At 65.5% G+C, this 12,417-nt stretch carries 17 protein-coding genes; 15 read left to right on the top strand and 2 right to left on the bottom strand.

Features of this window, described 5'->3' with window-relative positions; genetic code table 11:
- From Q1M07_RS01455 to ureG, 10 genes are all read left to right on the top strand, one after another.
- The coding region (locus Q1M07_RS01455; RefSeq protein WP_300450200.1) for a transposase domain-containing protein at window positions 1–106 on the top strand (106 nt) is incomplete at its 5' end.
- An 865-nt stretch (window positions 107–971) separates the two neighbouring features.
- Entirely contained in the window at window positions 972–1,235 is a 264-nt protein-coding gene (locus Q1M07_RS01460; RefSeq protein ID WP_300449625.1) for a hypothetical protein, read from the top strand.
- A 2-nt stretch (window positions 1,236–1,237) separates the two neighbouring features.
- The gene (locus Q1M07_RS01465; protein ID WP_300449627.1) at window positions 1,238–1,408 is read left to right on the top strand and encodes a hypothetical protein; all 171 of its coding nucleotides are present in this window, start codon (window positions 1,238–1,240) and stop codon (window positions 1,406–1,408) included.
- 91 nt (window positions 1,409–1,499) lie between these two features.
- On the top strand, window positions 1,500–2,378 hold the full coding sequence (locus Q1M07_RS01470; protein ID WP_366983874.1) for an urease accessory protein UreD: 879 nt from the start codon (window positions 1,500–1,502) through the stop codon (window positions 2,376–2,378).
- 18 nt (window positions 2,379–2,396) lie between these two features.
- On the top strand, window positions 2,397–2,699 hold the full coding sequence (locus tag Q1M07_RS01475; RefSeq protein ID WP_300449630.1) for an urease subunit gamma: 303 nt from the start codon (window positions 2,397–2,399) through the stop codon (window positions 2,697–2,699).
- Window positions 2,700–2,709: 10 nt separating this feature from the next.
- Window positions 2,710–3,018, top strand: coding sequence for an urease subunit beta (locus tag Q1M07_RS01480; protein WP_300449633.1), 309 nt, complete (start codon window positions 2,710–2,712; stop codon window positions 3,016–3,018).
- Window positions 3,015–4,742, top strand: a complete 1,728-nt coding sequence (ureC, locus tag Q1M07_RS01485) for an urease subunit alpha (RefSeq protein WP_300449636.1) — start codon at window positions 3,015–3,017, stop codon at window positions 4,740–4,742. Before Q1M07_RS01480 ends, ureC begins: the two co-directional genes overlap by 4 nt.
- A gap of 7 nt (window positions 4,743–4,749) precedes the next feature.
- Window positions 4,750–5,298 (top strand): urease accessory protein UreE, encoded by a 549-nt coding sequence (gene ureE, locus Q1M07_RS01490; RefSeq protein WP_300449639.1) that lies wholly within the window; start codon window positions 4,750–4,752, stop codon window positions 5,296–5,298.
- Entirely contained in the window at window positions 5,295–5,966 is a 672-nt protein-coding gene (locus Q1M07_RS01495; RefSeq protein ID WP_300449642.1) for an urease accessory protein UreF, read from the top strand. Before ureE ends, Q1M07_RS01495 begins: the two co-directional genes overlap by 4 nt.
- A complete protein-coding gene (gene ureG / locus Q1M07_RS01500; protein ID WP_300449645.1) occupies window positions 5,963–6,604 on the top strand; it encodes an urease accessory protein UreG in 642 nt (213 codons plus the stop codon). Before Q1M07_RS01495 ends, ureG begins: the two co-directional genes overlap by 4 nt.
- A 34-nt stretch (window positions 6,605–6,638) precedes the next feature.
- On the opposite strand, the gene Q1M07_RS01505 is transcribed toward ureG, so the two are convergent.
- The gene (locus Q1M07_RS01505) at window positions 6,639–7,358 is read right to left on the bottom strand and encodes a dienelactone hydrolase family protein (RefSeq protein ID WP_300449648.1); all 720 of its coding nucleotides are present in this window, start codon (window positions 7,356–7,358) and stop codon (window positions 6,639–6,641) included.
- A gap of 20 nt (window positions 7,359–7,378) precedes the next feature.
- Window positions 7,379–8,476: a M12 family metallopeptidase gene (locus Q1M07_RS01510; protein WP_300449651.1), complete on the bottom strand. Its 1,098-nt coding sequence runs from the start codon at window positions 8,474–8,476 to the stop codon at window positions 7,379–7,381.
- A gap of 315 nt (window positions 8,477–8,791) precedes the next feature.
- On the opposite strand from Q1M07_RS01510, the gene rplM reads away from it, so the two are divergent.
- The 5 genes from rplM (at window position 8,792) to Q1M07_RS01535 (ending at window position 12,371) form a co-directional block, all read left to right on the top strand.
- Complete coding sequence (gene rplM / locus Q1M07_RS01515; protein ID WP_300450207.1) at window positions 8,792–9,220, top strand: 50S ribosomal protein L13; 429 nt, start codon at window positions 8,792–8,794, stop codon at window positions 9,218–9,220.
- 9 nt (window positions 9,221–9,229) lie between these two features.
- Window positions 9,230–9,622, top strand: coding sequence for a 30S ribosomal protein S9 (rpsI, locus tag Q1M07_RS01520; protein WP_300449654.1), 393 nt, complete (start codon window positions 9,230–9,232; stop codon window positions 9,620–9,622).
- A 99-nt stretch (window positions 9,623–9,721) separates the two neighbouring features.
- Entirely contained in the window at window positions 9,722–10,750 is a 1,029-nt protein-coding gene (gene argC, locus Q1M07_RS01525) for an N-acetyl-gamma-glutamyl-phosphate reductase (protein ID WP_300449659.1), read from the top strand.
- A 113-nt stretch (window positions 10,751–10,863) separates the two neighbouring features.
- Window positions 10,864–11,874, top strand: coding sequence for an arsenosugar biosynthesis radical SAM (seleno)protein ArsS (gene arsS / locus Q1M07_RS01530; protein ID WP_300449661.1), 1,011 nt, complete (start codon window positions 10,864–10,866; stop codon window positions 11,872–11,874).
- 125 nt (window positions 11,875–11,999) lie between these two features.
- Window positions 12,000–12,371 carry a hypothetical protein gene (locus Q1M07_RS01535; protein WP_300449664.1) on the top strand — a complete coding sequence of 124 codons (372 nt, stop codon included), beginning with the start codon at window positions 12,000–12,002 and terminating at the stop codon, window positions 12,369–12,371.
- The last annotated feature ends 46 nt before the right edge of the window (window positions 12,372–12,417 follow it).

Genomic DNA, 12,417 nt, shown 5'->3' on the forward strand with positions numbered 1-12,417 from the left:
GAACGGGATCGAACCGATGGCCTGGCTCACCGAGACCCTCGAAAAGCTCCCAAATTGGCCGAACAGCCGCATCGACGAACTGCTGCCACTGAAGACGACAGCCTGAGCGCGTCGCCCCCGAGGGGGTGGCTGTGTCGGACGCTTACGGTCGAACTGGCAAAGTACTACCGCCGATCGGCGGCGGATTTGCGTGTCGAGGAAGTCCAGGCCCACCTGCTGCACCTGATTCGCGACAAGAAGCTCGCCTACGCGAGCGTCAATCAAGCCTCGTGCGGATGCGCCAGCGGCAAGCGGGGTTATCGCAGGGCTGGCAGACAAGTTCGGGAAACGTCGATTGGAGCGCCATGCAGAGCTTAGGCGAGTCAACGTCGTTGCGCAGCAGCTCCGCTCAAGCGCACACGCGGCCCTCGAAGTCGCATTTACCCAGTTGGGTACGGCCGTGTCGGCTGTCGCTGCAGCGGAATTTCACGTCATCGACGGTGGTCAAGACCACAACAATGCCCGTTGGTACAAGTCAGGCATCATGGAAGCCACCGCATTCGCGAGATTAGAGTCGTTTGAGGACTCCGAGGATAGGCAGTCAGCATCGGAGAACTTCTTCGTTTGTTCGCTTGAGCCACTCGTATTCACGTACAAGACCAATGTTGACGACATAGAGCCCGCGTTCTCCCGATGGCTCGACTCGGCGTTAGCTGTCGCCGTCAAGGAATACGGGGACCGCTTGTAACTCTCGCCGTCGCGATGCCCAACCCATCGTTCCAGGGGACGGGCGGGCACGTGACCGCCGCATTTTCGTCCTGCAAGTGGGCCTGGCTCGACGCCGGCGAGCGGTGCGGCTGGCGCGAAACGTCGCCGCTCCCGAAGCGTTCGCTTCGAAGACGCGCTCGCCTGGCGGGCTGCACAGCCGCGTTTCGCCCGCACACGGCTGGCCGATGCTAAAGTGCCGTTCTTGCGATGTCCCTGCTCAAGCCATGCCGAACCTCACCTTACGCGATGTGCCTGCCGACTTGCACCTGTGGTTGAAGCAACAGGCGCAGGCTGACCGCCGTTCGCTCAATCAGGAAGTCATCCTGCAACTCGACGCCTTGCGCAGCCTTCCCGCCAGCCAGTCCGACGCCGACCTCGAGCTGGCTCGTATCCGCGCGATTGCCGCGCACGCGGCTCGTCTGCCCGTGCTCGATGAACGCCCCGAGGCGGAGATCCTCGGGCTGGGTGCGGACGGATTGCCGCGCTGACGATGGTCGTCGACAGCTCGGCATGGGTCGCCATCCCGCTCGGTGAGCCGGAAGGCGACGCGTTGGCTCTGGCGCTGCCCGACGCTGCCGAAGCGCAGATCGGCGACAGGAGAAACCCGCGCTCCACGAAGATCCTTTCGATCTGCCCGAACATCTCCTCGGCGAGATCATGAGCGGCCGTCTGCTCTCCCCTGCGCGGCCGGCCCCAAGGCCGGCGCGGGCGCGTTCGTCGCTCGGCTCGGCGCGCGCGCGGCGGTGGGCGGATTGAGCGAGAGCCTGCGGCTGGCGTCCGGCGCCGCGCGGGCGATCGAGGAAGCGGCACGGCCGGGCTGGCAGGCCCGCCTGACGCTCGACTTCGAACGGCGCGGCGAGCGCACGCTGCTCGCCCGCTGCGAACATTTCGGGCCGCTGCGCGTGCAGAAGGCGCTGTACCCGGAGGGGCCGGCGGTCTGCCAGGCGATCGTCCTGCATCCGCCGGGCGGCGTCGCCGGCGGTGACAGTCTGGAAATCAGGCTGACCGCGGCGGCGGGGGCGCACGCGCAGTTGACGACACCGGGCGCCGGCAAGTGGTATCGTTCCGGCGGCCGGTGCGCGCGGCAATCCGTGCAGCTGCGCGTCGACGCGCAGGCGATCGTCGAGTGGCTGCCGCAGGAGACGATCGTTTTCGACGGCGCCGAGGCCGAGCTGCAGACGCGCGTCGAACTGGCCGCCGGGGCCTTGTTCTGTGGCTGGGACATCCTCTGCCTGGGGCGGACGGCCAGCGGCGAGCGTTTCGCGCACGGCCGGCTCGATCTGGCGACGCGCATCGAGCAGGCCGGGCGGCCGCTGTGGATCGAGCGCGGCGGTCTGCGTGGCGGTTCGCCGTGGCTGGCGGCGACGGCCGGCCTCGGCGGCCTGCCGGTGAGCGGCACGCTGCTGCTCGCTGGCTGCCCGGTCGAGCCGGAATGGCTGGCGGCGTGCCGTGCCGTGCCGCCGGCCGCCGGCTTGCATGCCGGCGTCACGGCGCTGCCCGGCGTGCTGGTGGCGCGCTGCCTGGGGCCGGCCGCCGAACCGGCCAGGGCGTGGCTGGCCGAAGTCTGGCAGCGCCTGCGGCCGCTGGCGCTGGGCCGGTTGGCCGTGCCGCCGCGCCTCTGGAGTACCTGATTCTGCTGAAAGGGAGCCATGGAACTGACACCGAGAGAGAAAGACAAGCTGCTGATTTTTACCGCCGCGTTGCTCGCCGAACGACGGCGCGCGCGTGGCCTCAAGCTCAACTACCCGGAAGCTGTCGCGCTGATCAGCGCGGCCATCGTCGAAGGCGCCCGTGATGGCCTGACGGTGGCCGAATTGATGAGCTACGGAACGACGCTGCTTGGCCGCGACGAGGTGATGGAGGGCGTGCCGGAAATGATCCACGACATCCAGGTCGAGGCGACCTTTCCCGACGGCACCAAGCTAGTCACCGTCCACCACCCGATCATCTGAGGAGGCGACCATGATTCCTGGGGAAATGCTCGTCCAGCCCGGCGAGATCGAACTCAATGCCGGACGCGGGACGATCGGGCTCGTCGTCGCCAACACCGGCGACCGACCGATCCAGGTCGGTTCGCACTACCACTTCGCCGAAACGAATGCGGCGCTGGCCTTCGACCGGGCGGCGGCGCGCGGCTTCCGGCTCGACATCGCCGCCGGTACGGCGGTGCGCTTCGAGCCCGGGCAGACGCGCCGCGTGCAACTCGTCGCGCTGGCCGGCGAGCGCCGGGTTTACGGCTTCACTGCCGCCGTCATGGGAGCCCTCGAATGAGCATCCGCCTCTCGCGCCAGGCCTATGCCGAAATGTTCGGGCCGACCGTCGGCGACCGCCTCCGCCTCGCCGACACCGATCTGTGGATCGCCGTCGAGAAGGATTTCACGATCTACGGCGAGGAAGTCAAGTTCGGCGGCGGCAAGGTGATCCGCGACGGCATGGGACAGGGCCAGAGGGTCGCCGCCGAGGTCGCCGACACGGTGATCACCAATGCGCTGATCGTCGACCACTGGGGGATCGTCAAGGCCGACATCGCCATCAAGGGCGGCATGATCGCCGGCATCGGCAAGGCCGGCAATCCCGACATCCAGCCCGGCGTGACGATCGCCATCGGCGGCAGTACCGAGATCATCGCCGGCGAAGGGATGATCGTCACCGCCGGCGGCATCGACAGCCATATCCACTTCATCTGCCCGCAGCAGATCGACGAGGCGCTGATGTCGGGCGTGACGACGATGCTCGGCGGTGGCAGCGGGCCGGCGACTGGCACCTACGCCACGACCTGCACGCCGGGGCCCTGGCATATCCACCGCATGCTCGAAGCGGCCGAGGCGTTTCCGATGAATCTCGGTTTCCTCGGCAAGGGCAACGTGTCGCTCCCCGAACCGCTGCGCGAACAGGTGCGCGCCGGTGCCATCGGCCTCAAGCTGCACGAGGACTGGGGGACGACGCCGGCGGCGATCGACAACTGCCTGGCGGTGGCCGACGCGATGGACGTGCAGGTGGCGATCCACACCGATACGCTCAACGAATCGGGTTTCGTCGAAACGACGCTGGCGGCCTTCCAGGGGCGGACGATCCACACCTTCCATACGGAGGGCGCCGGCGGCGGACACGCGCCGGACATCCTGCGCGCCGTCGGCGAGGCCAACGTTCTGCCCTCGTCGACCAACCCGACGCGCCCGTACACCGTCAACACCGTCGACGAACACCTCGACATGCTGATGGTCTGCCACCACCTCGACCCGGCGATTGCCGAGGACATCGCTTTTGCCGAAAGCCGCATCCGGCGCGAGACGATCGCCGCCGAAGACATCCTGCACGATCTCGGTGCGCTGTCGATGATGTCGTCGGACTCGCAGGCGATGGGCCGCGTCGGCGAAGTGATCATCCGCACCTGGCAGACGGCGCACAAGATGAAGACGCAGCGTGGGCATCTGGCCGCGGCGACGACGGCCGCGGCGGTCGCCAGCGACACGGCGGACGACAATTTCCGCGTCAAGCGCTATCTCGCCAAATACACGATCAACCCGGCGATCACGCATGGCATCAGTCACCTCGTCGGTTCGATCGCGGTCGGCAAGCTCGCCGACCTGGTGCTCTGGAAGCCGGCTTTCTTCGGCGTCAAGCCGTCGCTGATCCTCAAGGGCGGGATGATCGCCGCCGCCGCGATGGGCGACGCGAATGCCTCGATCCCGACGCCGCAACCGGTTCACTACCGGCCGATGTTCGGCGCCTTCGGGCGCGCGCTGAAGACTTCGGTGACCTTCGTCTCGCAGGCGGCGCTCGACAATCCCGAGGTGGCGGCGCTGTCGTTGAGCAAGCCGCTGGTGGCCGTGCGCGGGACGCGCGGCATCGGCAAACGGGATATGGTGCATAACTTCGCGACGCCGAAGATCGAAGTCGATCCGGAAACCTATGTCGTGCGCGCCGACGGCGAACTCCTGCTCTGCGAACCGGCCAGCGTGCTGCCGATGGCGCAACGCTACTTTCTCTTCTGAGGGGCGGATGCTTTTTGCCCAATCGTTTGCCGCCGCCGGTGCTCCGGCCGGCGACCGTCTGGTGCTGCCTTACGATGCGCGTCGCAAGAGCCGCCAGCGCGTGACGCTGGCGAGTGGCGAGGCGTTGGGCTACGTCTTCCCGGCCGGCACCGTCCTGCGGCACGGCGATCGCCTGCTCACCGGCAGCGGGCTCGTCGTCGCGGTCGAAGCCGCGCCGGAAGAATTGCTCGAAGTGCGCGCCGGCGACAGTCGGCAACTGATGCGGGCCGCCTATCATCTCGGCAACCGGCACGTTCCGGTGCAACTGGCCGACGACTGCCTGCGCTTGCAGCCCGATCATGTGCTGGCCGAAATGCTCATCGGGCTCGGTTGTTGGGTGGAGGAGGTGCAGGCGGCGTTCGATCCCGAGGGCGGTGCCTACGGCAGCCACTCGCACGCCGATGGCGCACGGCACGCCTACCGGCCGCGGCGTGACGCGGCCGCCGCGCCCGCTGCTCCGCACGACCCCGGACACGGCACGCCTCGCTCGCCGGCGAAGATCCACGAATTCAAGTGAATCCTGCCCTGCCCCGCCTGCTGCAACTCGCCAGCCCGGCCCTGCCGGTGGGCGCCTACACCTACTCGCAAGGCCTGGAATGGGCGGTCGAAGCGGGTCTGGTGCACGACCAGGCGAGTGGCGAGCAATGGATCGCCGGGCTGCTGGAGAACGCCGTCGGGCGCTTCGAAGCCCCTCTGGCGGCCTGCCTGCAGCGCGCCTGGGCGGCAGGCCAGGTGGCCGAGGTCGAGCGGTTGAACGCCGACTTCCTGGCCAGTCGCGAGTCGTCCGAGTTGCGCGCCGAGACGGTACAGATGGGTTATTCGCTGCGCCGCCTGCTGCACGAACTCGATGACTTTCCGCTACCGCCCGCTTTCGACGCCCTGCCCGAAGTGGCTTTCCCCAGCGCGTGGGCACTGGCCAGCGCGGTCTGGGAAATCCCGGTGGTCGACTCGCTGGTCGGTTATCTCTGGTCCTGGTGCGAAAACCAGGTCATGGCCGCACTGAAGACCGTTCCCCTCGGGCAGGCGGCCGGGCAGCGTCTGCTGTTGTCGCTCGGCGGCCGCATTCCGGGTTTGGCCGAGCAGGCGATCGAACTGCCCGAGGCGGCATGGAGCAACTTCGCCCCCGCTTTCGCGCTGGCGTCGAGCCACCACGAAACGCAATACTCGAGACTCTTCCGATCATGAACGACAACGACCCACCCATCCGCCCACGGCCCGCGCTGCGTATCGGCATCGGCGGTCCGGTCGGCTCCGGCAAGACGGCGCTCACCCTCGCCCTGTGCCTCGCCCTGCGCGAGCGCTACAGCCTCGGCGTGGTGACCAACGACATCTACACGGCCGAAGACGCGCGCTTCCTCGTCCAGCAGGCCGCGCTGCCGCAGCAGCGCATCCTCGGCGTCGAAACCGGCGGTTGCCCGCATACCGCGATCCGCGAGGACGCGTCGATCAATCTCGAAGCCGTGGACCGGCTGACCACCGCCTTCCCCGATATCGAGATCGTTTTCGTCGAGTCGGGCGGCGACAACCTGGCGGCCACCTTCAGCCCCGAACTCTCCGACCTGACGATCTACGTCATCGACGTCGCTGCCGGCGACAAGATACCGCGCAAGGGCGGGCCGGGGATTACCCGCTCCGACCTGCTGGTGATCAACAAGATCGATCTCGCGCCACTGGTCGGTGCGTCGCTCGAAGTGATGGAGCGCGATAGCCGACGCATGCGCGGCGAGCGGCCGTTCGTCTTCAGCAACATGAAGACCGGACAAGGGTTGGCGGAGATCGTCTCTTTCGTCGTCGCCAACGGCCTGTTGCCAGAGCGGACATAGGACCGGGCCGCCGCGGCTCGCAAGCGGCGGAGATTCACTCCTTCGCGAAGCGGCACAGCCACTCGCAAGTCTCACCGATCGCGTCTTCCCAGTCTTTGGCGCACATGAAATGCGGTGCGCCGGGAATGGTTACGTAGCTCAAGCGATCCGGCGCGCGATCGTAGAATGGCGCCAGACGGCAATGCAGCGCCCGCGCTGCCGCCGGTGGAACGATGCTGTCCCGCCCGGCGGTGATCGAAAGCAGGGCGGTGGGAAAGAAACGGGCAACCTCCGGCCCTGCGTCGTCCAGCGAGTTCCGTTCCGGCGATCCCAACAGCGCAACGGCGGCACGAATGCGACGGTCGCGGGGAATCGCGCCATAGACGATGCAGGCGCCCATCGAGACCCCGGCGACAGCGATCCGTTCGCCATCGGTCGTGCCTCGCTCGAGCAGCGCGTCGATCAGCGCCGGCACTTCGGCGACTGTGCCGCCAACCAGCAATTCGAACGCGCGTTCGCTGTCGGCGGCGGATCGAGCCGTGCCTTGCGCCAAATCCGCCGCCGCGGCTCGCCGCTCTCCATGATCGACGGCATCGACCCCGACGGCCAGCAGTCCCGCGTTGGCGAAGCGACGCAGCTCGGGCAGATGCGTGTCTTTGTCGGCACCAAAACCGTGATACCAGAGCACCGTCGGCGCCCGTTCCCGTATCGCGGCAGGCCGTACCAGCAAGGCCGGCACGCCGGCGAGAAGCGTGCGTTCGATCAGGTCGGCCATCGGCAATGCCTCGACAGCATTTACCAGATCGTGACCGCAGTCTCCGCGGCCTGCGCGGCATAGTACAGGCGGACACCGATCTGGTAAGTCCGGCCGGCGGTCAGGGACGCATCGATACGTGCGTTCGCGTCGGTGCCACTGTCGTCATCCGCCGCAATCTGAACGTTGCCGGTGGGCGTTGCCTCGAACAGTACCATCACCGTGTCCGAAGTTCCCGAGGTGGCGACGTGGTAGAGCCGCGTCTCGGGCGGTGAGAAACCGAAGATCCTCGTCTCACCGGGCTTGATCGCCAGTCTTTGCGCCACGCCAACACTCAACATGGCAAGCTCCGGCGGCCGGGGATACGACTGGACGATCCACTCCTTGTCCGCCGCCGAGAGCCCACCTTTCGGTTGCAGGCCCGCACGGTAGGCGGCCGGTTCACTGATCAGGCCGGGACCGAAGGCGTATTCCATGACTGAATCCGGGTCCCAGCGGCTTCCCTTGACTTCGGCCGGGTTGATCTTGCGCAGGATGTTCCAGTCGATGCTCTTGGCGTCCCAGTTGTTGGGTGGTCCCGAGAAGTATCGGCGCACGGCCTCGACGTTCCAACGGATACCGGCGAACGGGTTCTGGTGCTCATGCTCGAGTCCCAGCGCATGGCCGATTTCGTGCATCGCCGTATCACGTCCGTACGCGGTGTTGAGCGGCCAGCCGAAGTTCATCGTGCGCTGCAGCGGCTGACGAATGTTCAACGTGTCCCGCCCGACGAAAGACCACGAACCGCCTGCCGGGTCAAAGCCGATACGGATCGTCGCCTCTTCGGGGCGAGCCACTTCCCTGAAGCTGATACCGATGCCCAGCTTGAACCAGGCCTGAAAAGCCAGCCTGACCTCGGCGATGTCGACGGCACTACCCTTCCAGGCGTCAGATACGGAATCTCCGCTTTGAAAGCAATGGAAAGTCAGCACGCTTCCATTGACCCATTTCTTGCCGCCAGCGACGATGGCGCGGGCGCGTTGCGGACCGACCTCCGCAGCGAACTGTCGTGGCGCCTGTATCGGCTGGCAGCAATAGCGCGGCATCGAACCCGCGCTTCCGGCCGGGGAATCGGCTGCGGACTGGTGTTGTTCGGGCATTTTGTCCTCCCGTGGGAATCGATTGAGCAAAGCGGATTGAGCAAAGCGCTGATCGTTCTCGGCCGCCAGCCGTGCACCGGCGAACGGAACGTCTTCTACGGCGGTGCCAGCATGCCGTCTGCGGCGTGCCGGGTCAAGCCACCCCGGCACGCCGCAGTGTTCGGCCCACGTCACGTCGGCAACGGCAATGCCCCGACAGGCGCCGTGGACGAACCATCGTCATCACGCCCAGGCGAATCAGCAATTGACAGCGATCTCGACTGTGCAATAAGATGCCGGGCTTTCCGCTATCAGGCAAAAAGGACGGCGCTTTTGATGAAGACTTTCTCCGCCAAACCACACGAAGTACAGCGCGAGTGGCTTGTGGTCGATGCAACGGACAAGGTGCTGGGACGCCTTGCGACCGAGATCGCTCGCCGCTTACGTGGTAAGCACAAGCCCGAATTCACACCGCACGTCGACACGGGCGATTATATCGTCGTCACCAACGTCGAAAAGCTGCGTGTCACGGGAAACAAGGCTGAAGATAAAAAATACTACCGCCACTCAGGCTACCCGGGCGGACTTTACGAAACGAACTTCACCAAGATGCAGCAACGGTTTCCGGGCCGCGTCCTCGAAAAAGCCGTGAAGGGGATGCTCCCCAAGGGGCCGCTCGGTTACGCAATGATCAAGAAGATGAAATGCTACGCAGGTGCCACGCACCCGCATGCGGCCCAGCAGCCGAAAGTTCTGGAACTCTAAGGGATCACCATGGCTGAAAACTACTTTTACGGCACGGGTCGGCGGAAGAGCGCTGTGGCGCGTGTTTTCATGAAGCGCGGCAGCGGTGGTTTTGTCGTCAATGGCAAACCCGTCGATGAGTTTTTCACCCGCGTGACCGGCCGCATGATCGTCCGGCAACCACTCCAGTTGGTCGAGCAGCTGACGGGCTTCGACATCATGGTCAACGTTGGCGGCGGCGGCGAATCGGGACAGGCGGGAGCCGTACGGCACGGGATTACGCGAGCCCTGATCGAATACGACGCTTCGTTGAAGCCGACGCTTTCGAAAGCCGGTTTCGTCACCCGTGACGCGCGTGAAGTGGAACGTAAGAAGGTGGGTTTCCACAAGGCACGTCGTCGGAAGCAGTTCTCCAAGCGCTAATCAGGTTCGGCCAGGCTACAAGACGAAAGCCGCCCGCGAGGCGGCTTTTTGATTTTTGCCGGTCGGGATCCGTCATCGACCGCTATCGCGGAGGCTTTCATGATAAAGATTGGAATTGTCGGCGGCACCGGCTATACCGGCGTCGAGTTGCTGCGTTTGCTTGCCCAGCACCCGCGGGCAGAAATTGTGGCCATCACTTCGCGTGGCGACGCCGGGACGCCGGTGGCCAGCATGTTCCCGAGCTTGCGGCGGCGCTTGGACCTCAAGTTCGAAGATCCCACGACAGCCAAACTGCAGGATTGTGATCTGGTGTTTTTCGCCACACCCAACGGCGTGGCGATGGAACAGGCGCCGCCCTTGCTCGACGCCGGGGTGCGCGTCATCGATCTGGCGGCCGATTTCCGCCTCAAGGACGTTGCCACCTGGGAGCGCTGGTACGGGATGCGACACGCCAGCCCGCGCTGGGTCGAGCAGGCGGTCTACGGACTGCCGGAGAAGGCGCGTACCACCATTCGCGACGCGCGCCTCGTGGCCAACCCCGGTTGCTACCCGACCGCGGTGCAACTGGGCTTCATGCCGCTGCTCGAGGCGGGACTGGTCGACGTCGACCAGTTGATCGCCGATGCCAAGTCAGGCGTCTCCGGGGCGGGACGCAAAGCCGAGGTCGCGACCTTGTTCGCGGAAGCTTCGGATAACTTCAAGGCCTACGCCGTCCCGGGACATCGCCATCTGCCCGAGATCCAGCAAGGTTTGTCGATCATGGCCGGACTTCCGGTCGGCCTGACCTTCGTTCCGCATCTGACTCCGTTGATCCGCGGCATCCATGCTACGCTCTATGCGCGAATCCAGCGCGAAGCCGATTTCCAGGAAATTTTCGAGCAGCGCTACCGTGGCGAAACTTTCGTCGATGTTCTGCCGTCTGGATCCCATCCCGATACACGTTCGGTGCGCGCTGCCAACGCCTGTCGTCTCGCCATACATCGCCCCCAGGGTGGGAAGACTCTGGTCGTTCTGTCGGTGATCGACAATCTGGTCAAAGGAGCGGCCGGCCAGGCAGTACAGAACATGAACATCATGTTCGGGTTTCCGGAAGACGACGGATTGCAGCAATTGCCGGTGTTTCCCTAGTCGACCGATGACCTGGCCTGTCGGCCGTCACTCCAAGGGCTTGTAAGGAAGTGCGTTCTCTAGCGACCAAGACAGGAAGAGCCAACCCCGGATCAACTGGAGAACAATCCACCATGCACGCCACTCTGCCGCTTCTCTTGAGCACCGACTTTCCGCCGCTCACCCGGCGCTCGGTGGAAACCCTGCAGGTAAATCTGGGCTACCGCTGCAACCAGAGTTGCCTGCATTGCCACGTCAACGCCGGGCCGCAACGCAAGGAGGAAATGACCGCCGAAACGGTCGATGCCTTGCTCGCCTTCATCGCGGCCAGCCCGGAAGTCAAAGCACTCGACCTGACCGGCGGCGCCCCCGAGCTGAATCCGCACTTCCGGCGTCTGGTCGTCGCCGGGCGACAGCGGGGCCTGCGCGTCGTCGACCGCTGCAACTTGACGATTCTCGAAGAACCGGGGCAGGAGGATCTGGCGGACTTTCTTGCCCGGCATCACGTCGAAGTGGTCGCCTCGCTGCCCTGCTACCTCGAGGAGAATGTCGACCGGCAACGTGGCAAGGGAACCTTCGAAACCAGCCTCCGCGGCCTACGACGCCTCAACGCGTTCGGTTACGGCATGACCGAGAGCGGGCTCGTTCTCAACTTGGTGTTCAATCCGCAGGGCCCGGCATTGCCACCGCCACAGGGGCCGTTGGCGGCCGCCTACCGGGAGCATCTGGGCGGCAAGTTCGGCGTCGTTTTCAACCATTTGTTCACGCTGACCAACATGCCGATCCAGCGCTTCGGATCGATGCTGGTTTCGAAGGGCCAATTCAACGGCTACATGCAGTTGCTGCGCAGCGCGCACCGGGCGGAGAACGTCGAGCAGGTAATGTGCCGCAACCTGCTGTCGGTTGACTGGCAGGGCTATCTTTACGACTGCGACTTCAACCAGCAGCTCGGCTTGCCGATCGCTAAGGTCAGGGGCACCCGACTGCACATCACCGACCTGAACGCCGCGCTGCTCGACGGCTGGCCGATCCGGGTTGCCGATCACTGCTACGGCTGCACCGCTGGTCAGGGTTCGAGTTGCGGCGGCGCACTGGGTGAAGACGTGGCTGCGGCACCCACCTGTGCCGCGCGGAACGACCGATGAATGCCGGCGATTGACCGGGCTTCACAGCGCCACCTATACTCCCGCTTGCCAGCCAGTTTTCCCGGACGCTCCTCACTGCCGGGAACCTCCCTGGCTCGCCAGCAACCGAAAGTGGAAAATCACGCATGCCCGATAAGATGAATCTCGTCGCCAGGCTGTCCATGGCGCTTGTTTCGCTGACCGCAACGGCGATCGGCCACGCCGCCGACAGCGGCGCGACAGCACGGATCAGAATCGAAGGATCGCCGTATTTCCTGGACGAGGCGGCGGTCAAGATGAAGAATGACGTTGCCACTTTCAAGCTCTATACCTCGCCGGAGGCCAGCGACCCGGGGACCGAGAGCACGCTCAACTGCGCCAGCCGCGAGTTCTCGGCGCGCAGCGGCGAGGAATGGTCGGCGCCCTACCGGGTTCTGGCCGGCGAAGCGCTCTACCCGGTGGGCAAGAAGCTGTGTGATTGGGACGCCAAGTCGTTCTTTCAGCGTTTTTCCTTTTGATCCCGACCGCCAGCCGGCGACGGTGGCGCCTCGCCACCGGATCCGT

The sequence above is a fragment of the Accumulibacter sp. genome, from assembly GCF_029255285.1.
In the GTDB taxonomy this organism is placed as follows: Bacteria; Pseudomonadota; Gammaproteobacteria; order Burkholderiales; family Rhodocyclaceae; genus Accumulibacter.

What these genes read in the sequence shown, in the direction of transcription:
- Q1M07_RS01460 (WP_300449625.1), top strand. Translation starts at nt 972, where the DNA reads ATGCCGAACCTCACCTTACGCGATGTGCCTGCCGACTTGCACCTGTGG.
- Q1M07_RS01465 (WP_300449627.1), top strand. Translation starts at nt 1,238, where the DNA reads ATGGTCGTCGACAGCTCGGCATGGGTCGCCATCCCGCTCGGTGAGCCG.
- Q1M07_RS01475 (WP_300449630.1), top strand. Translation starts at nt 2,397, where the DNA reads ATGGAACTGACACCGAGAGAGAAAGACAAGCTGCTGATTTTTACCGCC.
- Q1M07_RS01480 (WP_300449633.1), top strand. Translation starts at nt 2,710, where the DNA reads ATGATTCCTGGGGAAATGCTCGTCCAGCCCGGCGAGATCGAACTCAAT.
- ureC (WP_300449636.1), top strand. Translation starts at nt 3,015, where the DNA reads ATGAGCATCCGCCTCTCGCGCCAGGCCTATGCCGAAATGTTCGGGCCG.
- ureE (WP_300449639.1), top strand. Translation starts at nt 4,750, where the DNA reads ATGCTTTTTGCCCAATCGTTTGCCGCCGCCGGTGCTCCGGCCGGCGAC.
- ureG (WP_300449645.1), top strand. Translation starts at nt 5,963, where the DNA reads ATGAACGACAACGACCCACCCATCCGCCCACGGCCCGCGCTGCGTATC.
- Q1M07_RS01505 (WP_300449648.1), bottom strand. Translation starts at nt 7,358, where the DNA reads ATGGCCGACCTGATCGAACGCACGCTTCTCGCCGGCGTGCCGGCCTTG.
- Q1M07_RS01510 (WP_300449651.1), bottom strand. Translation starts at nt 8,476, where the DNA reads ATGCCCGAACAACACCAGTCCGCAGCCGATTCCCCGGCCGGAAGCGCG.
- rplM (WP_300450207.1), top strand. Translation starts at nt 8,792, where the DNA reads ATGAAGACTTTCTCCGCCAAACCACACGAAGTACAGCGCGAGTGGCTT.
- rpsI (WP_300449654.1), top strand. Translation starts at nt 9,230, where the DNA reads ATGGCTGAAAACTACTTTTACGGCACGGGTCGGCGGAAGAGCGCTGTG.
- argC (WP_300449659.1), top strand. Translation starts at nt 9,722, where the DNA reads ATGATAAAGATTGGAATTGTCGGCGGCACCGGCTATACCGGCGTCGAG.
- arsS (WP_300449661.1), top strand. Translation starts at nt 10,864, where the DNA reads ATGCACGCCACTCTGCCGCTTCTCTTGAGCACCGACTTTCCGCCGCTC.
- Q1M07_RS01535 (WP_300449664.1), top strand. Translation starts at nt 12,000, where the DNA reads ATGCCCGATAAGATGAATCTCGTCGCCAGGCTGTCCATGGCGCTTGTT.